Here is a 22,375-nt window from a genome sequence, read left to right as displayed (position 1 = left end):
CAGGTTGTGAAGAGACTATGGCAGCGTAACGATTAATAATGTAGACATGTACTTTGATAGGTCAGCATAACGAAAAGCGATACAATGAAGCTGGAAGACGTTGAAGTGTTTGTCGAAGCCGTCAAGGCGGGTAGCCTGGCGGGCGCCGCGCGTCGGCTCTCTGTGAGCCCTATGGCGGCGTCACGGTCTCTTAATAATCTTGAGGCGGAACTGGGGGTCAGGCTGGTGCACCGCACCACGCGTTCCCTCTCACCCACCAGCGATGGGGACGTTTTTTTACCCCATGCGCAGGCGCTGCTGGAAGATAAAAATAATGCGCTGGCCGATCTGTTTCCCGAGGGGACGCATCTTACCGGACGCCTGCGCATTACCGCCTCAGCAGGGTTTGGCCGTAAGATCGTTGCTCCCATGCTGACCCGGTTTATGCAGCAACATCACGCCCTGCAGGTCGATTTACTCGCCACTGACGAAAAGGTGGATATTGTCGGTAAAGGCATAGACGTGGCGTTACGCATTGCGCCGCTGCGCGATAACCGGCTGGTTGCCCATCGCCTGTGTCACAACCCTCGAGACCTTTGCGCCAGCCCGGCGTATCTGGTCGCACACGGCTATCCAAAATCGTTTAACGATCTGGCGGCACATAGCTGTCTGACCACGTCAGATACCGTCCACTGGTCATTCGAACAGGGCGAACAGCGCTACAGGCAAAAGGTCTCGGGCCGATTCTCCGCGAACTCTGTTGAGGCCATTTTCGAAGCCTGCCTTGGAGGGTTGGGCATCGCCAATTTATCTCGCTGGTACGTAGAACCGGCCTTCAGAGAGGGTAAACTCGAGCGGATCGTCCTGGAGGATGCCCGGCCGGAATCGCTGGCCGTTTGGGCGGTTTATCCGACCTCCAGGCTGATCCCGGCAAAAGTACGAAAATTTGTGGAGGCACTGGAAGCCGAACTGTTGCTCAATCCGCTAACGCAACTCACCTGATACTATTTTACCGGCACCAGACGCGCCGCCACAATCTGGTGCCCGGCCTGCACATCCGTATTTTCGATACGCTGCATGATTCTGTCCGCCAGGGTGTAACCCATCTCCCGCGCGGGGGTAGTGGCCCAGACGATCGGCAGATCGTCCAGCGCGTTTTCACCGACGTCGGCGAACGCCCCCAGCGCCACCTGGTGGCCGAAGAAGGTTTCCACCCCGCCCTCGCCGCTCTGACGCCCGGCGCGGATCAGGCCAAACCAGGCCCCCATAGCGATCACATCGTTATAGCAAATCACGGCGCTGATCGTCGGGCTGCTTCGCAGCAGCGCGCCTATCGCTTCCGCCGCCATCTTCTGGCTGGACTCACACTCCACGACCCACTCGCTGTGGAACGGCAGGCCGTATTTAATCAGCGTCGCACAGTAGCCGCCGACCCGCTCGGCGCGGGTCAGGGACGAGCTTTTCCCGCCCAGCCAGGCAATGCGCTGATGACCGCGACGAATAAGATGCTCGGTCAGCATTTGCGCGGCCTGCATGTTATCCGGACGCAGCGTATCGGCTTCATCGAGGTAGCTGGCGCGTGAAGCAAACACCAGCGGCACGCCCTTTTCGGCGGCGCGCTCGCACAGCTCGCTGCCCACGCCCGACGCCCCTGCGACGATCACCCCGTCCACCCCCTGGTTCAGCAGCATATCGAGCCGGGAAAGCAGCTGATCGGCTTCGCGGCCGCCGTGAAGCAGAAAGACCATCCGCCCCTGCGCTTCAAGCGCTTCGGTTAACCCGGCCGTCAACTCCGCATAGAACGGTGACGTCAGGTCACGAACGATCAGGCCAATCACCCCGCTTTGCCCCCCGCGCAGCGCCGACGCCTGGCGGTTACGCACAAAGCCCAACTGTTCAACCGCCTCGTTCACCCGCTGACCGGTCGCGGGAGAGATGCGCCCTTTTCCGCTCAGTACCAGAGAAACGGTGCTGACGGAAACCCCCGCCGCCAGCGCGACATCGTTGATGGTGACTTTTTTCGCTACGGCCATGTGTTGGCGTGACTCCCTGAAAATGAGATCGGTAAAACGTTTTATCAATACGTTATCTTTATACTACCAGTCAAAGCCTGAGAATGTGATTTAGCGCGCACTAAACTTTGATAAAACGTTTTATCTTCTCGCAGCATTGAGGCAGACAAACTGATTTTAACAATAAAGGAGTCGTTTTATGACGGCGAAAGCAGCACAAAAAATATCGCTGTGGGAATTTTTCCAGCAACTGGGTAAAACCTTTATGCTGCCCGTGGCACTTCTCTCGTTCTGCGGGATTATGCTGGGGATCGGCAGTTCACTCAGCAGTAAAGACGTCATTACGCTGATCCCGTTCCTCGGCACCCCCGTGCTGCAGGCGATCTTTATCTGGATGAGTAAAGTCGGCTCCTTTGCATTTAGTTTCCTTCCCGTGATGTTCTGTATCGCTATCCCGCTGGGCCTGGCCCGCGAGAACAAAGGCGTCGCGGCGTTTGCCGGTTTTGTGGGTTACGCGGTGATGAACCTCGCGGTTAACTTCTGGCTGACCGCGAAAGGCATTCTGCCGACCACCGACGCTGCCGTGCTGAAAGCTAACAACATTCAGAGCGTGATTGGTATCCAGTCTATTGATACCGGGATCCTCGGGGCGGTGATCGCCGGGGTGATTATCTGGATGCTGCACGAGCGCTTCCACAATATCCGTCTGCCGGATGCCCTGGCCTTCTTCGGCGGTACCCGATTTGTGCCGATTATCACCCTGGTGGTGATGGGCCTGTTTGGTCTGATCATTCCGCTGATCTGGCCGGTCTTCGCGATGGGCATCAACGGCATTGGCCGCATCATCAACGGCGCGGGAGATTTCGGTCCGATGATCTTCGGTACCGGCGAGCGTCTGCTCCTGCCGTTTGGCCTGCAGCATATCCTGGTGGCTCTGATTCGCTTCACCGAAGCGGGCGGCACCATGGAGGTGTGCGGTCACGATGTGAGCGGCGCGCTGACCATCTTCCAGGCGCAGCTGAGCTGCCCGACCACCCACGGCTTCTCCGAGAGCGCAACCCGCTTCCTGTCTCAAGGTAAAATGCCGGCCTTCCTCGGCGGCCTGCCGGGTGCCGCGCTGGCGATGTACCACTGCGCACGCCCGGAAAACCGTCATAAAATTAAAGGCCTGCTGATTTCCGGTGTGATTGCCTGCGTCGTGGGCGGTACCACCGAGCCAATCGAGTTCCTGTTCCTGTTCGTTGCGCCGGTGCTGTATCTGATTCACGCTGTGCTGACCGGTCTGGGCTTTACCGTGATGGCGGTGCTGGGCGTTACCATCGGCAACACCGACGGCAACGTGATCGACTTCGTGGTGTTCGGGATCCTGCACGGCCTCTCCACCAAGTGGTATCTGGTGCCGGTCGTGGCGGCGATCTGGTTCGTGGTGTACTACGGCATCTTCCGCTTCGCCATCACCCGCTTTAACCTGAAAACGCCAGGCCGCGATACCGATACGGCCACCAGCGTTGAGCAGGCGGTAGCCGGTACCGTGGGCAAATCCGGCTATAACACCCCGGCAATTCTGGCAGCGCTGGGCGGTGCGGATAACATTACCTCGCTGGATAACTGCATTACCCGCCTGCGTTTGTCGGTGGCGGATATGTCAAAAGTGGACACCAACGCCCTGAAAGCCAACCGGGCCATCGGCGTGGTACAGTTAAATCAGCACAATTTGCAGGTGGTTATCGGCCCGCAGGTACAGTCAGTCAAAGATGAGCTGGCTACCCTGATGCGAACAGTAGAAGCCTGATGCCTCGGCCCCCTCTCCATGAGGGGGTTTTACGTTAAGGATTAAAGCATGTTTGATTTCTCCACCGTCGTGGATCGACACGGCACCTGGTGTACGCAGTGGGACTACGTCGCCGACCGCTTTGGGGCGGCGGATCTGCTGCCCTTCACCATCTCGGATATGGATTTCGCCACCGCCCCCTGCATTACCGACGCGCTGCATCAGCGCATTCATCACGGCGTGTTCGGTTACAGCCGCTGGAAAAACGACGAATTTCTCGCCGCCGTCGCGCACTGGTTCCAGCAGCGTTTTAACAGTCGAATTGATACCGAAAGCGTGGTTTATGGCCCCTCCGTCATCTACATGGTCTCTGAACTGATACGCCTCTGGTCAAACCCCGGCGACGGCGTGGTGGTACACACCCCGGCATACGATGCGTTTTATAAGGCCATAGAGGGTAACGCGCGTCGTGTTGTGGCGGTTGAGATGGAAAAGCAGGCAGCAGGCTGGCAGGGCAATATGGCGGCCCTCGAAGCGGCGCTGGCGAAACCGGAAAACAAAATTTTACTGCTGTGCAGCCCGCAGAATCCGACCGGCAAGGTCTGGACGCGGGATGAGCTGACGCACATGGCGGAACTGTGCGCACGCTATGACGTGGCGGTGATCAGCGATGAAATTCATATGGATATGGTGTGGGGAGAGCATCGTCACACGCCGTGGATCGCGGTGGCGCGCGGGAAATGGGCGCTTCTCACCTCCGGCTCGAAAAGCTTTAATATTCCAGCGCTGACGGGCGCTTACGGCATGATTGGCGATGAAGAGAGCCGTAACGGCTATCTCAGCGCGCTAAAAGGACGGGACGGACTCTCTTCCCCTTCCGTGCTGGCGCTGACGGCGCATATCGCCGCCTACCAGCAGGGAGCGCCGTGGCTGGATGCGCTACGCCATTATCTCGAAGGGAATTTGTCGTATATCGCACAGGAACTCAACCGCGCTTTTCCGAAACTAAACTGGCAGCCGCCGGAAGCGACCTATCTGGCCTGGATCGATCTGCGCCCGCTGAACATTGACGATCGGGCGCTGCAAAAAGTGCTGATCGAGCAGCAAAAAGTCGCCATCATGCCGGGATACACCTATGGAAAAGAGGGAAATGGCTTCGTACGCCTGAATGCGGGCTGCCCGCGAAGCAAGCTGGAGCAAGGGGTTCAACGCCTGATCGCCGGCATTGATACGCTTCTGTAATCAATTTGCGCAACGGAATATTCCCTTGCGCAAATAGCTTTTTACCCCGTTTTGTTTTTATAATATGGCGCACTTTAACCAGAAAAGAGTGCGACCATGATTGATACACGCCTGCCTTTAACTGATATTCATCGTCACCTTGACGGTAACATTCGTGCCCAAACCATCCTCGATCTTGGCCGCCAGTTCAATTTAACGCTTCCTGCTCAGACCCTTGAGTCCCTGATCCCTCACGTACAGGTGACCTCTAATGAACCGGACCTGGTCAGCTTCCTGAGCAAACTCGACTGGGGTGTGAAGATGCTGGCGTCGCTGGAGGCCTGCCGCCGCGTGGCGTTTGAGAACATCGAAGATGCCGCCCGCAACGGCCTGCACTACGTCGAGCTGCGCTTCTCGCCGGGCTATATGGCAATGACCCACAGCCTGCCCGTTGCAGGCGTCGTGGAAGCCGTCATTGAAGGCGTGCGCGAAGGATGCAAAACCTTCGACGTTCAGGCTCGCCTGATCGGCATCATGAGCCGTACGTTCGGTGAAGCCGCCTGCCTGCAGGAGCTGGAGGCGCTGCTGGCCCATCGCGATGCCATCACCGCCGTCGATCTCGCCGGTGACGAACTGGGCTTCCCGGGCAGCCTGTTCCTCTCCCACTTCAACCGCGCGCGCGATGCCGGCTGGCACATTACCGTGCATGCGGGCGAAGCGGCTGGCCCGGAAAGCATCTGGCAGGCCATCCGCGAGCTGGGCGCCGAGCGTATCGGTCACGGCGTGAAGGCGGTAGAAGATCGCGCCCTGATGGATTTCCTGGCGGAGCAGCGTATCGGGATTGAGTCGTGCCTGACGTCTAACATTCAGACCAGCACCGTCGCATCGCTGTCGCAGCACCCGCTGAAAACGTTCCTTGAGCACGGCGTGCTGGCCTCTCTGAACACTGACGATCCGGCGGTACAGGGGGTGGATATCATCCATGAGTACAACATCGCCGCACCGCAGGCGGGTCTGAGCCGCGAGCAGATCCGTCAGGCGCAGATCAACGGGCTGGAGAGTGCCTTCCTGACGCCTGCAGAGAAGCAGGCGCTGAAAGATAAAGTGGCTCGCGGTTAACTCCGCTGCCGGGTGGCGCTAACGCTTACCCGGCCTACTAAAATATTTAAAATTATGCCAGACAGAGCGTCGCGCGATGTTTGGCAGATTCAATACCCAGCTCAATCAGCTCCATAATCTGCATCGCCTGGCTGGCCGGAACCGGATTCTCTCCCGTGCCGTTCAGCGCATCGCGGATGCCCGCATAATAGGCCGGATAGTTACCCGGTATCGTCAGAAAGGTCTCCTCGACCAGCTCCTCGCCTTCCACCCGCGTCACTACGCCGTCGCGCATATCATAGCCCCAGTCTTCCTGCGGTAAACGTTCACCGCTTTTCAGCCGGTCTTCCTGCGGATCGAGACCAAACTTCACGTAGCTCCCGCGCGTGCCGTGCATAATATAGCGGGCCGACTCTGCGGCCGCGACCATCGTACCGTGGAGCACAATCCGCCGCTGCGGGTAACTCAGCACCGCGTGGAAGTAATCGGTCGTCTGTGCTCCGGGCCTGAGCTGGGCCAGATCGACCGTCATGCTCACCGGCAGACCAAAAAGATTGACGGCCTGATCCAGCAGATGCGGGGCTAAATCGTACCAGATGCCGCTGCCCGGACCGGCCTGCTCGCGCCAGCGGTTTCGTACCTGCGGACGGAAGCGATCAAAGTGCGATTCAAAAAAGAGGATCTCCCCTAATGTGCCCTCACTGAGAAGCCTTTTTACCGTTAAAAAGTCGCTGTCCCAGCGGCGGTTATGGAACACCGACAGCAACCTACCCAGGCTCTTTGCCAGCGCATCCAACTCGCGCGCCTGAGACAACGTAACGGTAAAGGGCTTATCGACAACCACGTGCTTGCCGGCTTCCAGCGCGGCCTTTGCCAGTGGAAAGTGGGTGTCGTTCGGCGTGGGGATAACGATTAAATCAATATTCGGATCGTTGAAAAGGTGTTTTGGCTCAGAGACAACCGGCACGGAAGGCCAGTCTGTATGGACTTTAGCGGCATCGCTGCTGGATACCGCTGCCAGCGCCATCCCCGGCGTCCCGGCTATCAGAGGCGCATGAAACGTTTTGCTTGCATACCCGTAGCCGATAAGCCCAACGCGGATATTATCACTCATAGTGCCATCCTCTTTTATGACGTTCTTATTTCACACTGGCTAGCCTGGCATTACCACAGATTAATAATGTGCCATATGACTTAAAATAGCAGGTCGTACGGGTTGTTTTTGTTACATAGTATTAACCTACTGATTTTGTTTAAGGGAACCGTTCCCAAAGCGCTTGCGGCCGGGGAAACGTCGCTGTAACATTTGCACCCTGTATTTAAGGATAAAGTACAACTACGAATCATGACGTCAATTATTAATCGAATCATTGAATTAGCGGGATGGATTGTCCTTGGGGTTTCGGTCATTTTGCTGGGCGTTGCCAGCCATATCGATAACTACCAGCCGCCGGAGCCTGTCACAGTCGCCCAACCTAAGTAACCGGTTACCGCAATAAAGAGTGACATAATATGTCAGTTACTTATTGCCAGCCCCGGTGAACACGGTTAACCTTCTCTTCCAGGCATCGTCTGATGCCTGAATTTCAGCAAAGAAAACTCCTAATTTCGTCGCGTTACCTGAGTGGGCTGTTTACGTCTTTATTAATCCGTTTATTATTCGAACGAATTACCTTAACTGGTATTACTCACTTTTATATGGAAACTTATTAATATGACAGTTCAGGACTATTTATTAAAATTTCGCAAGATCAATTCGCTTGAGAGCCTGGAAAAACTGTTTGACCATCTGAACTACACCCTGTCTGATAATCAGGACATCATTAATATGTATCGTGCCGCTGACCATCGCCGTGCGGAGCTGGTTTCCGGCGGTCGTTTGTTCAACGTGGGTGAAGTGCCTAAGTCCGTATGGCGCTACGTTTTATAAGAAAGTAGCCATCCGCGCGAAATGTTATATACTCTCCGCCCAGCCAACTGGCTGTACAACATTTCGCGCAGATTATGGGAGAGTTCATGACCGCAACGCCTGGAGAACGCATTGGAGGCTGGTTAATCGCCCCACTGGCATGGCTGCTGGTTGCCTTATTAAGCGCATCACTTGCGCTGCTGCTTTATACCACCGCACTGATTACCCCTCACGCCATTCAGACCCTGATGTCGCAAAACGTGCTGAATATTGCTTTGTGGTTTGTGTCATTCGTTTTCGCGATCGGGATGTGGTACTACACGCTGTGGCTGACCATCGCCTTCTTTAAGCGCCGTAAGAATGTGCCTAAGCACTACATTATCTGGCTGCTGGTTTCGGTCCTGCTGGCGGTGAAGGCATTTGCTTTTTTGCCCGTTTCAGACGCGCTGGCCGTTCGTCAGCTGCTTTTCCCGTTGCTGGCCGCGGCGCTGCTGGTACCCTACTTCAAGCGTTCGACACGGGTGAAAAACACCTTCGTGAACCCGTAATAACCCTACAGATAACCTGTTGTCGCCTGCGTGTGTTTGTCCGATAATAGGCGGCTTTTTTATTTCAGGCTAAATAATGACCGATTACTTACTGCTCTTTGTCGGCACCGTGCTGGTTAACAACTTCGTTCTGGTGAAGTTCCTTGGCCTGTGTCCGTTTATGGGCGTTTCCAAAAAGCTGGAAACGGCAATGGGCATGGGGCTGGCGACGACCTTCGTCATGACGCTGGCGTCCATCTGCGCGTGGTGGATTGATACCTGGATCCTCATTCCGCTGGGGTTAACCTATCTCCGTACGCTGGCCTTTATTCTGGTTATCGCGGTGGTAGTGCAATTTACCGAAATGGTGGTGCGCAAAACCAGCCCGGCGCTCTATCGCCTGCTGGGTATCTTCCTGCCGCTGATTACTACCAACTGCGCCGTTCTCGGCGTGGCGCTGCTGAATATCAACCTTGGCCATAACTTTATGCAGTCGGCGCTGTACGGTTTTTCCGCTGCAGTCGGTTTCTCATTTGTTATGGTTCTGTTCGCGTCGATTCGCGAGCGTCTGGCGGCAGCGGATATCCCCGCCCCCTTCCGCGGTAACGCGATTGCGCTGGTGACCGCAGGTTTAATGTCTCTGGCCTTTATGGGCTTTAGTGGTCTGGTGAAGTTGTAATGAGTGCTATCTGGATTGCCATCGCCTCTATTAGCGTTCTGGGGTTGGTGTTTGGCCTTATCCTGGGTTACGCCTCCCGCCGCTTCGCGGTAGAGGACGATCCTGTTGTTGAGAAAATTGATGAGCTCCTGCCGCAAAGCCAGTGCGGGCAGTGCGGCTACCCGGGCTGCCGTCCCTACGCGGAAGCGGTAGGCATTCAGGGTGAAAAAATTAACCGCTGTGCGCCCGGCGGCGAAGCGGTGATGTTGAAAATTGCGGCCCTGCTTAACGTTGATCCGCAGCCCGTTGACGGAGATGCGGAGGTGCTGGAGCCGGTCCGCGCGCTGGCCGTGATCGACGAAGCGAACTGCATCGGCTGCACCAAATGTATTCAGGCCTGCCCGGTCGACGCCATTGTTGGCGCAACGCGCGCCATGCATACCGTGGTGGCGGACCTGTGCACCGGCTGTAACCTCTGCGTAGCACCCTGCCCGACGCAATGTATCGAGCTGCGCCCGGTTGAAACGACTACCGAAAGCTGGAAGTGGGATCTTCAAACCATTCCGGTTCGCAATATTCCTGTGGAACAACATGCTTAAGTTATTTTCTGCTTTCAGAAAAGAGAAGATTTGGGATTTTGACGGGGGTATTCACCCACCGGAGATGAAAACCCAGTCTAGCGGCACGCCGCTGCGTCAAATTCCGCTGGCGACCCGTTTCGTTATGCCGCTCAAGCAGCACATCGGCGCTGAGGGTGAGCTGTGCGTCAAAGAAGGCGATACGGTCCTTCGCGGTCAGCCGCTGACCTTTGGCCGCGGACGTATGCTGCCGGTGCACGCCCCCACCTCCGGTAAGGTGGTCGCCATCGCACCCCACACGGTGGCCCATCCGTCAGCGCTTTCAGAGCTGGGCGTGATTATTGAAGCCGACGGTGAAGACCGCTGGATCGACCGAGATGGCTGGAGCGACTACCGCAGCCAGAGCCGCGAAGCACTCATCGAACGTATTCATCAGTTCGGCGTTGCCGGCCTCGGCGGCGCAGGCTTCCCGACCGGCGTCAAGCTGCGCGGCGGTGGCGATAATATTCAGACGCTGATTATCAACGCCGCCGAATGCGAACCGTACATTACCGCTGACGATCGTCTGATGCAGGACTGCGCCGCCCAGGTGGTGGAAGGCATCCGCATCCTGGCGCACATTCTGCAGCCGCGGGAAGTGCTGATCGGTATCGAAGACAATAAACCGCAGGCTATCTCGATGCTGCGCGCCGTGCTGGCCGGTAGCCACGATATCAGCCTGCGCGTCATTCCGACCAAGTACCCCTCTGGCGGTGCTAAACAGCTGACGCAAATTCTCACCGGCAAGCAGGTGCCGCACGGCGGACGCTCTTCGGATATCGGCGTGCTGATGCAGAACGTCGGCACCGCGTACGCCGTGAAGCGCGCGGTGATCGACGGCGAGCCGCTGACCGAGCGCGTGGTAACGCTGACCGGGGAATCGGTCTCTCGTCCGGGCAACGTCTGGGCACGTCTGGGTACGCCGGTGCGTCACCTGCTGGAGCAGGCTGAGTTTTGCCCGGGCAGCGACCAGATGGTGATCATGGGAGGCCCGCTGATGGGCTTTACCCTGCCGTGGCTCGATGTGCCTGTAGTGAAAATTACCAACTGTCTGCTCGCCCCTTCCCCGACCGAGATGGGCGAAGAGCAGGAAGAGAAAGGCTGCATCCGCTGCAGCGCCTGCGCCGATGCCTGCCCGGCGGATCTGCTTCCGCAGCAGCTGTACTGGTACAGCAAAGGGCAGCTGCACGACAAGGCAAAAGCCCATAACCTGGCCGACTGCATCGAATGCGGCGCCTGCGCCTGGGTCTGCCCAAGCAACATCCCGCTGGTGCAGTATTTCCGCCAGGAGAAGGCTGAGATTTATGCTATCTCCATGGAAGAAAAACGCGCCGCGGAAGCTAAGGCACGTTTCGAAGCGCGCCAGGCGCGACTGGAGCGCGAAAAAATCGCCCGTCAGGAGCGCCATAAGCAGGCCGCGGTTCAGCCCGGCGAGAAAGATCAGGATGCCATTAACGCCGCACTGGCGCGCGTTCGTGAGAAAAAAGCGACAGCTGCGCAGCCTGTGGTGATCCCGGCCGGCGAGAAGCCTGACAACAGTGAAGCCATCGCGGCGCGTGAAGCTCGCAAAGCCCAGGCTCGCGCTCGTCAGGCTGAAAAAGCGCAAACGGTCCAGACGGATGCCGAGGTTGACCCGCGCAAAGCCGCAGTTGAAGCAGCAATAGCCCGCGCCAAAGCGCGCAAAGCCGGCGAGCAGAACGTGGTGGTTGAGCAGGAAGCGGTCGACCCTCGCAAAGCGGCCGTCGAAGCGGCGATTGCCCGGGCCAAAGCGCGCAAGGCGGCACAGCAGACGCCAGCTGCAGAAACAGAAGCACCGGTCGACCCGCGTAAAGCCGCAGTCGAAGCAGCGATTGCCCGGGCTAAAGCCCGTAAGGCGGCGCAGCAGGAAGAGCAGCCGCAGGCCGCCAACGATGACCCGCGCAAAGCCGCCGTGGCCGCCGCCATCGCGCGCGTTCAGGCGAAGAAAGCCGCACAGCAAGCAGTTAACGAGGATTAAATGGTTTTCAGAATCGCAAGCTCCCCTTACACCCACAATCAGCGCCAGACGTCGCGCATTATGATGCTGGTCTGCCTGGCCGCGCTGCCGGGCATTGCCGTTCAGTGCTGGTTTTTCGGCTGGGGAACCCTGTTCCAGATAATCCTGGGCTGTGCCAGCGCCTTAGCGGCGGAAGCGCTTGTCCTTAAGCTGCGCAAGGCGGTTGTCTCCCGTATTCTTGCCGACAACTCCGCGCTGCTGACCGGCCTGCTTCTCGCCATCAGTATTCCGCCGTTTGCCCCGTGGTGGATGGTAGTGCTCGGCACCGTGTTTGCCGTGATCATTGCCAAACAGCTGTATGGTGGACTGGGCCATAACCCGTTTAACCCGGCGATGATTGGCTACGTGGTGCTGCTGATCTCCTTCCCGGTGCAGATGACCAGCTGGCTGCCACCGCACGAGATTGCGGCCACGGTTCCGGGCTTTATGGATGCCCTGCACGTCATCTTTACCGGCCATACGGCACTCGGTGCGGATATGAACGCCCTGCGCATGGGCGTGGACGGTATCAGCCAGGCGACGCCTCTCGATACCTTTAAAACATCCCTGCATGCCGGGCACAGCGTTGAGCAGATCATGAAGTCCGCGATCTACAGCGGCATGCTGGCGGGCGCGGGCTGGCAGTGGGTCAACCTGGCGTATCTGCTGGGCGGCCTGTTCCTGCTGCAGCAGAAAGCCATCCGCTGGCATATTCCGGTCAGCTTCCTCGTGACGCTGGCGGTCTGCGCCACGCTGGGATGGGTATTCTCTCCTGAATCACTGGCCAGCCCGCAGATGCATTTGCTCTCCGGTGCCACCATGTTAGGAGCCTTCTTTATCCTGACGGATCCGGTGACGGCGTCAACGACTAACCGCGGCCGCCTGATTTTCGGCGCGCTGGCGGGCCTGCTGGTCTGGCTCATCCGCAGCTTTGGCGGGTACCCGGACGGTGTGGCCTTTGCCGTCCTGCTTGCCAACATTACCGTTCCGCTCATCGACTACTACACGCGCCCTCGCGTGTACGGTCATCGCTAGGGGTTTCGCCATGTTAAAAACGATGCAAAAACACGGCGTCACGCTGGCTGTCTTCGCCGGGGTCCTGACGGGGCTAACGGCACTGGTTAATGCGCTGACCAAAACGACCATCGAAGAACAGGCCTCGAAGCAGCAAAAGGCGCTGTTCGATCAGGTGATCCCGTCCGATTTCTACGATAATGACCTGCAAAAAAGCTGCTTTGTGGTAGACGCGCCGCAGCTTGGGAAAGGCCCGCACCGCCTCTTTATCGCCCGCAAAGGGGATAAACCGGTCGGCGCGGTGATGGAAGCGACCGCACCTGACGGCTATTCCGGCGCCATTCAGCTGCTCGTGGGCAGCGATTTCTCCGGTACCATCCTGGGCACCCGCGTGACGGAACATCATGAAACGCCGGGTCTTGGCGACAAAATTGAAACCCGTCTGAGCGACTGGATTTTGCACTTCGCCGGGAAAGTTATCCATGGCGAAGGTGACACCGCGTTTGCGGTGAAGAAAGACGGCGGCGAGTTCGACCAGTTCACCGGCGCGACCATCACGCCGCGCGCCGTGGTAAATGCCGTAAAACGAGCCGGGCTGTACGCTGAAACGCTGCCCGCGCAAATCAACAATCTTCCGGCCTGTGGGGAGTAATCATGAGCCAGGTTAAAGAGGTTATTGTCCAGGGGTTGTGGAAGAACAACTCCGCGCTGGTGCAGCTTCTGGGGATGTGCCCCCTGCTGGCGGTAACGTCCACCGCCACCAACGCACTCGGTCTGGGTCTGGCAACCACCCTGGTATTGACCCTGACCAACCTCTCCATCTCTGCGCTGCGACGCTGGACGCCGTCGGAAATTCGTATTCCGATTTACGTCATGATCATTGCGTCGGTGGTCAGTATTGTTCAGATGCTGATTAACGCCTACGCGTTCGGCCTGTACCAGTCGCTCGGGATCTTTATTCCTCTTATCGTCACCAACTGTATCGTCGTTGGGCGTGCGGAAGCGTTCGCGGTGAAAAATAGCCCCGCCATGTCGGCGCTGGACGGTTTTTCCATAGGCATGGGCGCCACCTGCGCCATGTTCGTGCTGGGCTCTCTGCGCGAAATCCTCGGCAACGGTACGCTGTTCGACGGCGCAGATGCCCTGCTGGGCGGCTGGGCCAAAGCCCTGCGCGTTGAAGTGTTCCACACCGATACGCCGTTCCTGCTGGCGATGCTGCCGCCCGGCGCGTTTATTGGCCTTGGCATGATGCTGGCGATAAAATACCTGATTGATGAGAAACGTAAGCGCCGCGCGGCTGAGCGCAGCGTTCTGGAAGGGACACCCGAGAAGGCTTCATGAATAAAGAAAAGCGGATTGCGATTCTGACCCGTCTGCGGGACGAGAACCCGCACCCGACGACGGAGCTGAATTTTACCTCCCCGTTTGAGCTGCTGATCGCGGTGTTGCTCTCTGCACAGGCTACCGACGTGAGCGTCAATAAAGCCACCGCCCTGCTCTATCCGGTCGCCAATACGCCGAAGGCCATGCTGGAGCTGGGCGTGGAAGGCGTGAAGTCGTATATCAAAACCATCGGCCTGTTTAACAGCAAAGCCGAGAACGTCATTAAGACCTGCCGGATCCTGCTGGAACAGCATGGAGGCGAAGTACCGGAAGATCGCGCCGCGCTGGAAGCCTTACCGGGCGTGGGGCGTAAGACTGCCAACGTGGTGCTCAACACCGCGTTTGGCTGGCCCACGATTGCCGTAGATACGCATATATTTCGCGTCTCTAACCGGACCAACTTCGCGCCGGGGAAAAATGTCGAGCAGGTCGAAGAGAAGCTGCTTAAAGTGGTTCCGGCTGAGTTTAAGGTTGATTGCCATCACTGGCTGATTCTGCACGGTCGTTACACGTGTATTGCCCGTAAGCCTCGCTGCGGCTCCTGTATTATTGAAGATCTCTGCGAATACAAAGAAAAAGTGTATCCCTGAATGTCACAATCCCTTACCAAAAGAATGGTTACCAGAAGCCCTTCTTTTGCCCGCTATTTGTCCGCCTTTCGTTTACCCTCACCTGTCACTTCTTCGGTTGTTTAACGCTCAAACAGGTTAATAGTTTTTTCATAGCCAAAAATTTCTATACATCTGTGATCGCGATCACCCTGATAACTTCATGTTGTATTTTTGTTGTCAAAATCAACTTAAACCCTTTGTCTGACAAGACACTCTTCTTTTTTTGCCGACGATAAGACCATCTATTTTTCAGAATATGGGCTATATCACTGCCAGAAGCGGCAAATAGCAGAACATATCGCCAAACACCGGTCCTTATGGGTCTCTGCCAGTCGAAAAAACTACCTTTACACATCGTATAAAATTTAACGCTGAATAACATTTGCATGAACCGACGATTATACCACTTCAGATATATGTAACAGATTATTACAAACGTATTGCCAGATGGGGCAGGATAGTGAACATTACCCGCCGTTTCTCCTCCCAATATAACTATAAGGCGTATGGACTACGGCCATCACGCTATGAACACCCCCGTTAATATGGGATGTAAAAAAAGAGGTATATGTGTCTACTGCAAACAATAAACCAACAGATGAAAGCGTGAGTCTTAACGCTTTTAAACAGCCTAAAGCGTTCTATCTCATCTTCTCTATCGAGTTATGGGAGCGTTTTGGTTATTACGGCCTGCAAGGGATCATGGCGGTTTACCTGGTCAAACAGCTGGGTATGTCTGAAGCTGATTCCATCACGCTGTTCTCCTCCTTCAGTGCCCTTGTCTATGGTCTGGTTGCTATCGGCGGCTGGCTGGGTGATAAAGTTCTGGGTACTAAGCGCGTCATTATGCTGGGCGCTATTGTACTGGCAATTGGCTATGGTCTGGTGGCATGGTCAGGGCACGATGCCGCTGTCGTGTATATGGGTATGGCGACGATCGCCGTGGGTAACGGTCTGTTCAAAGCGAACCCGTCTTCCCTACTCTCTACCTGCTACAGCAAAGATGACCCGCGTCTGGACGGTGCATTTACCATGTACTACATGTCCATCAACATCGGTTCATTCTTCTCGATGCTGGCAACCCCATGGCTCGCCGCGAAATTCGGCTGGAGCGTGGCGTTTGCGCTGAGCTTCGTGGGTATGCTGATCACCGTTGTGAACTTCCTGTTCTGCCGCAGCTGGGTGAAAGACTACGGTTCAAAACCTGACTTCGAGCCTGTACACATGGGCAAACTGCTGGCGACTATCGTGGGCGTTGTTGTCCTCGCGGCAATCGCCACCTGGCTACTGCACAACCAGGGTATCGCTCGTGCCGTTCTGGGCGTGGTTGCACTGGGTATCGTGGTTATCTTTGCAAAAGAAGCGTTCGCCATGCAGGGTGCTGCCCGCCGCAAGATGATTGTGGCGTTCATTCTGATGCTGGAAGCGATTATCTTCTTCGTGCTGTACAGCCAGATGCCAACCTCTCTGAACTTCTTCGCCATTCGTAACGTTGAGCACTCTATTCTGGGCATCGCGTTCGAGCCGGAGCAATATCAGGCGCTGAACCCGTTCTGGATCATGATTGGTAGCCCGATTCTGGCCGCTATCTATAACAAGATGGGTGACCGTCTGCCAATGCCGCACAAGTTCGCAATCGGTATGGTACTGTGCTCAGGCGCGTTCCTGGTGCTGCCGCTGGGTACCAAGTTTGCCACTGACGCAGGCATCGTCTCCGTTAACTGGCTGATCCTGAGCTACGCGCTGCAGTCTATCGGCGAACTGATGATCTCCGGTCTGGGTCTGGCGATGGTTGCACAGCTGGTGCCGCAGCGTCTGATGGGCTTCATTATGGGTAGCTGGTTCCTGACCACTGCCGGTGCGGCAATCATTGCGGGTAAAATTGCGAACCTGATGGCTGTGCCTGAAAACGTCACTGACCCACTGGTCTCCCTGAACGTCTACGGTACCGTGTTCATGCAGATTGGTATCGCGACAGCGGTGATCGCTGCGCTGATGCTGCTGACCGCGCCGAAACTGAATCGTATGACTCAGGACGACGACAAGACGGCTGAAGCGACCAAAACCGCTACTGCGTAAGATTATTGAGAAACGACTGAACAGAAGCCGCTAATGCATTAGCGGCTTTTTTTTTGGCCGTTCGCGCACTAACATAGCTGAAACCTCAGCAAAAAGGAGTTACCGATGAAACTGTTCTACAAACCGGGCGCGTGCTCTCTTGCTTCCCATATCACCCTGCGCGAGAGCGGCAAAGATTTCACGCTGGATGGCGTTGATCTGATGAAAAAGCGCCTGGAAAATGGCGATGACTTTCTTGCCATTAACCCGAAAGGACAAGTTCCGGCGCTCCTGCTGGATGACGGTACTCTGCTGACCGAGGGCGTGGCGATTATGCAGTTCCTGGCCGATAGCGTGCCCGATCGCCAGCTGCTGGCCCCGGTCAGCACCATTTCGCGCTATAAAACGCTGGAATGGCTGAACTACATTGCCACCGAGCTGCACAAAGGCTTTACCCCCCTGTTCCGCCCGGATACGCCGGAAGAGTTTAAGCCTACCCTGCGTGCCCTGCTTGAGAAAAAGCTGCAGTACGTTAACGAATCGCTGAAAGACGAACAGTGGATTGGCGGGTCGCGCTTCACGATTGCCGATGCGTATCTGTTCACCGTGCTGCGCTGGGCGCGCGCGATTAAGTTGAATCTGGAAGGGTTAGACCACATTGCATCGTATATGAAGCGTGTGGCAGAGCGTCCTGCGGTGGCTGCGGCGCTGAAAGCGGAAGGGTTGAACTAACCGAGCGGCCTCTGTTGCCGGGTGGCGCTGCGCTTACCCGGCCTACAAAATTCACAGCCCCTCACGCGCAGCGCCACCCGGTATCGTTTAAAGCTGGGTTGCGCTGAAATAGTGCTCCGGCTTCGCGATTCGATCCTGTGCTGCGACCACCTGCAGTTCATATTCCTGCATTTCTTTCGTCGCCATCATAATTTCGTACACTGCCGCAGTCACATGCTCCAGCGCATCGCGCAGCGTTGCCCCCTGAAGTATTTTCACCAGCAGCAGGCCGCTGGTCACATCCCCCACGCCCACCGGCTGGCGTTTGCCAAAATCCACCAGCGGACGGCTGATGTGCCAGGCATCATCTTTCGTCACCAGCAGCATCTCAAAGCGATCCTGACTTAGCCCTGCGCGTGCGAGATGTTTTACCAGCACAACCTCAGGCCCCTGCGCGATCAGCTCGCGAGATGCAGTTACTGCCTCTTCTACGCTGTTAACCGGATGCTCGCAGAGGATCTCCAGTTCTACCAGGTTTGGCGCAATGATATCGCTGGCGGGCAGAGCGTGGCGGACGTGGAACTCCGCAACGCCTGGCGCCACGATGCAGCCTTTTTCCGGATGACCCATAACCGGGTCGCAGAAGTATTTTGCCGACGGATTTGCGGCTTTCACCTGGCGTACGATGTCGAGGATATGCTCCCCCTGCTCCGCTGAACCAAGATAACCGCTCAGTACGGCATCACAGCGCTTGAGCTGGTCGATATCGGCAATGCCCTGCACAACCTCGGTAAGGTGCGAAGGCGGCATCACGCAGCCGGTCCATTTGCCGTACTGCGTGTGATTGGAAAACTGGACGGTATTGAGGGGCCAGACGTTGGCGCCGAGACGACGCATCGGGAATTCCGCTGCGCTATTGCCAGCATGTCCAAAAACGACGTGGGACTGAATGGCGAGGATGTTCTTCATTATTTTCTTACCAAACCCTGAAAAAACAAAAGGGGCGTGGTTTCCCACGCCCCTGGAGACTGTTAATTACTTCCAGCAGACAAGGCAGTAGTTTTTCTTGCCGCGACGCAGCAGCGTGTAGCGACCATACAGACGATCGCCGTCAACGAAGGTGTATTCCGGGTCGGCCTGTTTCTCACCGTTGATGGTGATCGCGTTAGACGCGATGGTTTTACGCGCCTGACCGCGGGAAGGCTGGAGTTCAGAGTCCACCAGCGCCTGCATCAGGTCAGCCCCTCTCTCCATCTCAACCATTGGCACGCCGTCCTGCGCCAGCTGTTCGAAGTCCGCTTCGCTCAGATCGCTCAGGGTGCCGTTAAACAGGCTAGCGGTAATGCGTTTTGCCGCGGCCAGACCTTCTTCACCGTGAACCAGTTTGGTCACTTCATCCGCCAGCACGTACTGCGCGCGTGGCGCTTTACCGCTGTTCTTATCTTCTTCTTCCAGCGCGTTGATCTCTGCGATATCCATGAAGGTGAAGAACTTCAGGAAGCGATAAACATCGGCATCCGCCGTGTTGATCCAGAACTGGTAGAATTTGTACGGACTGGTTTTCTTCGGATCGAGCCATACCGCGCCGCCCTCAGTCTTACCAAATTTGGTGCCGTCTGCTTTGGTAATCAGCGGAACGGTCAGACCAAACACCTGGTTCTGGTGCAGACGACGGGTCAGATCGATACCGGAGGTGATGTTGCCCCACTGGTCAGAACCGCCAATCTGCAGGGAAACGCCGTGCAGTTTGTTCAGGCAGGCAAAGTCATACCCCTGCAGCAGGTTGTAGGAGAACTCGGTAAAGGAGATACCCTGGTCGTCACGGTTCAGACGCTGCTTCACGGCCTCTTTGTTAATCATCTGGTTAACAGAGAAGTGTTTGCCGATGTCACGCAGGAAGGTCAGCACGTTCATGCGGCCAAACCAGTCGTAGTTGTTGGCGGCAATCGCGGCGTTATCACCACAGTTGAAGTCGAGGAACGGCGCAACCTGTTTGCGGATCTTATCCACCCACTCCTGCACGGTATCTTCGGTGTTCAGTTTACGCTCAGCGGCTTTAAAGCTTGGGTCACCAATCAGACCGGTCGCGCCGCCCACCAGGGCAACAGGCTTATGGCCCGCCATCTGGAAGCGTTTCAGGCATAACAATGGAACAAGATGCCCCAAATGCAAGCTGTCAGCGGTGGGATCGAAGCCGCAATAGAGCGCGATCGGGCCTTGCGCCAGTCGCTCTGCTAACGCTTCCTCGTCCGTCACCTGGGCCACGAGGCCCCGCTCTTGCAATTGTTTAATCAAGTTACTGCTTGCCATCAAATTCTCCATGTATAAACGACTGCACCTTTGCCGGTACACGACTTTTCGCCTGATGCGAAAGGACCCATAGAATAAAGCGCAAGCGCGGCGTGCGCTAGCGCTTAAATCAACAAATTTCGGGGATTACGGTGCCAGTCTGTCGATTTTCCAGCCGCCATTCTCGCGCTGGTATAAAAAGCGGTCGTGCAGGCGATGTTCGCCCCCCTGCCAGAACTCAATCTGATCTATCGGGATGCGGAAACCACCCCAGAAGCTCGGCAGCGGGATTTCACCCTGCTGGAACTTCTGCTTCAGCTCCAGGAATTTACTTTCCAGCACGCCGCGGGCGGAAATGCGGCTCGACTGTTTTGATACCCAGGCGCCAATCTGGCTGTCACGCGGGCGGCTGTGGAAATACTTCACCACTTCCAGCGTCGAAAGACGTTCCGCTTTGCCGGTCACCATGACCTGACGTTCCAGCATGTGCCACGGGAACAGCAGGCTGATACGCGGATTGTTTTCCAGATGGTGCGCTTTGCGGCTGCCAAGGTTGGTGTAGAACACCAGTCCTTTCTCGTCATAATGCTTGAGCAATACGATGCGCTGATAGGGTTGACCGTTTTCATCCACCGTCGCGACAACCATGGCCGTTGGGTCGGCGAGCTTCGCTTCGCAGGCCTGTTTCAGCCAGCGTTCAAAAAGTACGAGGGGTTCAGCGGGAAGATCCTGGCGACGCAGGCCGCCTTTGGTGTATTCACGGCGCAGATGCGCAATTTGCTGCAGTTCGTCGTTATCTGACATGGCGTTAGCTGACATTGAGAGTGGGTGGCGCTATTGTGCGCCGCCCCTGTAAAAATCTCAACGCTTCGGATTTTCAAGCTGGCAATTGTTCAGCACAATGCGGTCGCGTTTGTAGACCGTGGCGCTGTCGCCTTTCGACCAGAAGACATAGATACCGTCAGTGTAGCGGGCGCCTGAGGCTGAAATGCCCTGCTTCAGCGTAAGCAATTTATTGTCGTAAACAAAACTGGCTTCCTGGCGTGGATTGTTCAGCTTCACGGTCAGCGGTTTTTCGTCGCAGCGATACTCCAGCGTATCGGTCTGCATGCGCTCAAGGAGCTGGTTGTAGACGCTGCATCCTGACAGCAACAAAGGAGCGGCAATAAGAAGAAGTTTTTTCATGGGCGTATTCCGAAGACTTTCCTGGTCCTGGAGGGCATGTCCGCCCTCCTGTTTCGTTCCATTCTAACGGCGACGCACCGCGCTGAATTTCAGTTAACTCTGATTATGACGCGGATTCGCCGGGAAAATCGCCCCAAGAACGCTCGCCTCGCGAGCACCGGTTACCGACGGCAAATTGCCCGGCAGCCCGGCAATGGTGCGCCAGGCAAGCCAGGCGAAAGCCAGCGCCTCCATGTCATCCCCGCTGATGCCAGCCTCATCGGTCGTAGACACTTCGGTACCCGGCAGTAGCCCCGCAAGACGCGCCATCACCAGCGGGTTACGGCTTCCCCCGCCGCACACCAGCAGGCGTTCGCATCCGCCGCTGAGGAGCACCTGTTCGGAAATCGACACGGCCGTGAGCTCGGCAAGCGTCGCCTGGACATCCTGCGGTGCAAGCGCCGGGAATGATGCCAGCTGGCGCTCAAGCCAGCCAAAGTTGAAGTATTCACGCCCCGTACTTTTCGGTGCCGGTAAGGCAAAATAAGGGTCGCTCAGCATGGACTGCAGCAGCGGGATAATCACCTTACCCTCGCTCGCCCACTCCGCGTTTTTATCATAAGGTTGACCGCACTGACGCCAGATCCAGGCATCCATCAGCATATTGCCCGGGCCGGTATCGTAGCCGCGCACCGGCTGCCCCGGGATCAGCATCGACAGATTGGCGATCCCACCAATGTTGAGCACCATACGACGTTCTGAAGGGTGCGCCAGTAGCGCCTGATGGAACGCAGGCACCAGTGGCGCGCCCTGTCCGCCAAGGGCGATATCGCGACGACGGAAATCGCCAACCACCGTCACGCCCGTCTTCGCCACAATCTGGTTGTTATCACCGATTTGCAGCGTATGCGGGGCATCTCCTCCTGGTTCATGCCAGACCGTTTGTCCATGACACCCGATGGCCACCACATCCTGCGGGCGAAGATGTTCTTTCTGCATTAAAGCCAACACCGCATCCGCAAACAGCGCCCCCAGGCGAACATCAAGCTGTCCAAGCTGGGAGAGGGTCAGCTGCTGCCCCTGACATATGCTCAGAATATCCTCTTTCAGTGAAATGGGGATTGGCCAGGTCAGGCTCGCCTGCTGTGCCACCATATTTTCGTCAATGGCGGCCAGAACGACATCTACCCCATCCAGACTGGTGCCTGACATCACACCAATGTAGCGACCCGATTTCATGCGCTTTCCTTACGTTGCGTGGGCTAAGGATACCCACTCAACCATAAACGGCGCAGCTTTGCCATCCGGCGATAATATTTTTTAACAATGTCAGACGCGT

At 56.7% G+C, this 22,375-nt stretch carries 23 protein-coding genes; 16 read left to right on the top strand and 7 right to left on the bottom strand.

From position 1 onward, the window contains the following. The first annotated feature begins 84 nt into the window (after positions 1–84). Positions 85–981 carry a LysR family transcriptional regulator gene (locus tag PUP35_RS09300; protein ID WP_274242942.1) on the top strand — a complete coding sequence of 299 codons (897 nt, stop codon included), beginning with the start codon at positions 85–87 and terminating at the stop codon, positions 979–981. A gap of 2 nt (positions 982–983) precedes the next feature. On the opposite strand, the gene PUP35_RS09295 is transcribed toward PUP35_RS09300, so the two are convergent. Beyond that, complete coding sequence (locus tag PUP35_RS09295; protein WP_115874877.1) at positions 984–2,012, bottom strand: Mal regulon transcriptional regulator MalI; 1,029 nt, start codon at positions 2,010–2,012, stop codon at positions 984–986. Positions 2,013–2,190: 178 nt separating this feature from the next. Between PUP35_RS09295 and malX the strand changes: the two genes are divergently transcribed. The 3 genes from malX (at position 2,191) to add (ending at position 6,102) form a co-directional block, all read left to right on the top strand. Further along, positions 2,191–3,783, top strand: coding sequence for a maltose/glucose-specific PTS transporter subunit IIBC (gene malX, locus PUP35_RS09290; protein WP_063621468.1), 1,593 nt, complete (start codon positions 2,191–2,193; stop codon positions 3,781–3,783). A 48-nt stretch (positions 3,784–3,831) separates the two neighbouring features. After that, a complete protein-coding gene (locus tag PUP35_RS09285) occupies positions 3,832–5,004 on the top strand; it encodes a MalY/PatB family protein (RefSeq protein WP_274242936.1) in 1,173 nt (390 codons plus the stop codon). 96 nt (positions 5,005–5,100) lie between these two features. Beyond that, positions 5,101–6,102 (top strand): adenosine deaminase, encoded by a 1,002-nt coding sequence (add, locus tag PUP35_RS09280; RefSeq protein ID WP_111965673.1) that lies wholly within the window; start codon positions 5,101–5,103, stop codon positions 6,100–6,102. A gap of 52 nt (positions 6,103–6,154) precedes the next feature. Here add and PUP35_RS09275 read toward each other — a convergent pair whose 3' ends face one another. Beyond that, positions 6,155–7,195, bottom strand: a complete 1,041-nt coding sequence (locus PUP35_RS09275) for an oxidoreductase (protein ID WP_274242934.1) — start codon at positions 7,193–7,195, stop codon at positions 6,155–6,157. A gap of 243 nt (positions 7,196–7,438) precedes the next feature. On the opposite strand from PUP35_RS09275, the gene blr reads away from it, so the two are divergent. From blr to gstA, 12 genes are all read left to right on the top strand, one after another. Next, entirely contained in the window at positions 7,439–7,564 is a 126-nt protein-coding gene (blr, locus tag PUP35_RS09270; RefSeq protein ID WP_168112406.1) for a division septum protein Blr, read from the top strand. Between the two features lie 231 nt (positions 7,565–7,795). Then, entirely contained in the window at positions 7,796–8,011 is a 216-nt protein-coding gene (gene ydgT / locus PUP35_RS09265) for a transcription modulator YdgT (RefSeq protein ID WP_013096896.1), read from the top strand. A gap of 86 nt (positions 8,012–8,097) precedes the next feature. Continuing rightward, positions 8,098–8,538, top strand: coding sequence for a DUF2569 domain-containing protein (locus tag PUP35_RS09260; RefSeq protein ID WP_274242932.1), 441 nt, complete (start codon positions 8,098–8,100; stop codon positions 8,536–8,538). A gap of 76 nt (positions 8,539–8,614) precedes the next feature. Next, positions 8,615–9,196 carry an electron transport complex subunit RsxA gene (rsxA, locus tag PUP35_RS09255; protein ID WP_063438368.1) on the top strand — a complete coding sequence of 194 codons (582 nt, stop codon included), beginning with the start codon at positions 8,615–8,617 and terminating at the stop codon, positions 9,194–9,196. After that, entirely contained in the window at positions 9,196–9,774 is a 579-nt protein-coding gene (rsxB, locus tag PUP35_RS09250; RefSeq protein ID WP_149366757.1) for an electron transport complex subunit RsxB, read from the top strand. The genes rsxA and rsxB overlap by 1 nt, the downstream gene beginning before the upstream one ends. Further along, positions 9,767–11,788, top strand: a complete 2,022-nt coding sequence (gene rsxC, locus PUP35_RS09245) for an electron transport complex subunit RsxC (protein WP_274242926.1) — start codon at positions 9,767–9,769, stop codon at positions 11,786–11,788. Before rsxB ends, rsxC begins: the two co-directional genes overlap by 8 nt. Then, entirely contained in the window at positions 11,789–12,841 is a 1,053-nt protein-coding gene (gene rsxD / locus PUP35_RS09240) for an electron transport complex subunit RsxD (protein WP_274242924.1), read from the top strand. Positions 12,842–12,851: 10 nt separating this feature from the next. After that, positions 12,852–13,472, top strand: a complete 621-nt coding sequence (gene rsxG / locus PUP35_RS09235) for an electron transport complex subunit RsxG (protein WP_274242922.1) — start codon at positions 12,852–12,854, stop codon at positions 13,470–13,472. Between the two features lie 2 nt (positions 13,473–13,474). Further along, the gene (locus PUP35_RS09230) at positions 13,475–14,161 is read left to right on the top strand and encodes an electron transport complex subunit E (RefSeq protein ID WP_023617347.1); all 687 of its coding nucleotides are present in this window, start codon (positions 13,475–13,477) and stop codon (positions 14,159–14,161) included. After that, positions 14,158–14,793, top strand: a complete 636-nt coding sequence (gene nth, locus PUP35_RS09225) for an endonuclease III (protein ID WP_008500570.1) — start codon at positions 14,158–14,160, stop codon at positions 14,791–14,793. The genes PUP35_RS09230 and nth overlap by 4 nt, the downstream gene beginning before the upstream one ends. 591 nt (positions 14,794–15,384) lie before the next feature. Beyond that, positions 15,385–16,893 (top strand): dipeptide/tripeptide permease DtpA, encoded by a 1,509-nt coding sequence (dtpA, locus tag PUP35_RS09220; RefSeq protein ID WP_063409046.1) that lies wholly within the window; start codon positions 15,385–15,387, stop codon positions 16,891–16,893. Positions 16,894–16,998: 105 nt separating this feature from the next. Further along, positions 16,999–17,604, top strand: a complete 606-nt coding sequence (gene gstA, locus PUP35_RS09215) for a glutathione transferase GstA (RefSeq protein ID WP_135346211.1) — start codon at positions 16,999–17,001, stop codon at positions 17,602–17,604. Positions 17,605–17,691: 87 nt separating this feature from the next. On the opposite strand, the gene pdxY is transcribed toward gstA, so the two are convergent. The 5 genes from pdxY to anmK form a co-directional block, all read right to left on the bottom strand. Continuing rightward, positions 17,692–18,552, bottom strand: coding sequence for a pyridoxal kinase PdxY (gene pdxY / locus PUP35_RS09210; protein ID WP_274242914.1), 861 nt, complete (start codon positions 18,550–18,552; stop codon positions 17,692–17,694). Between the two features lie 66 nt (positions 18,553–18,618). Beyond that, positions 18,619–19,893: a tyrosine--tRNA ligase gene (gene tyrS, locus PUP35_RS09205; RefSeq protein WP_274242912.1), complete on the bottom strand. Its 1,275-nt coding sequence runs from the start codon at positions 19,891–19,893 to the stop codon at positions 18,619–18,621. Between the two features lie 126 nt (positions 19,894–20,019). Beyond that, entirely contained in the window at positions 20,020–20,676 is a 657-nt protein-coding gene (gene pdxH, locus PUP35_RS09200; RefSeq protein ID WP_111965664.1) for a pyridoxamine 5'-phosphate oxidase, read from the bottom strand. 57 nt (positions 20,677–20,733) lie between these two features. Beyond that, the gene (gene mliC, locus PUP35_RS09195; RefSeq protein WP_025758348.1) at positions 20,734–21,057 is read right to left on the bottom strand and encodes a C-type lysozyme inhibitor; all 324 of its coding nucleotides are present in this window, start codon (positions 21,055–21,057) and stop codon (positions 20,734–20,736) included. A gap of 93 nt (positions 21,058–21,150) precedes the next feature. Next, a complete protein-coding gene (anmK, locus tag PUP35_RS09190; RefSeq protein WP_111965663.1) occupies positions 21,151–22,275 on the bottom strand; it encodes an anhydro-N-acetylmuramic acid kinase in 1,125 nt (374 codons plus the stop codon). Positions 22,276–22,375 lie beyond the last annotated feature (100 nt).

The sequence above is a fragment of the Enterobacter sp. S-33 genome (assembly GCF_028735835.1).
GTDB classification, from domain to species: domain Bacteria; phylum Pseudomonadota; class Gammaproteobacteria; order Enterobacterales; family Enterobacteriaceae; genus Enterobacter; species Enterobacter vonholyi.
This window is presented reverse-complemented; position numbering and strand designations above follow the sequence as displayed.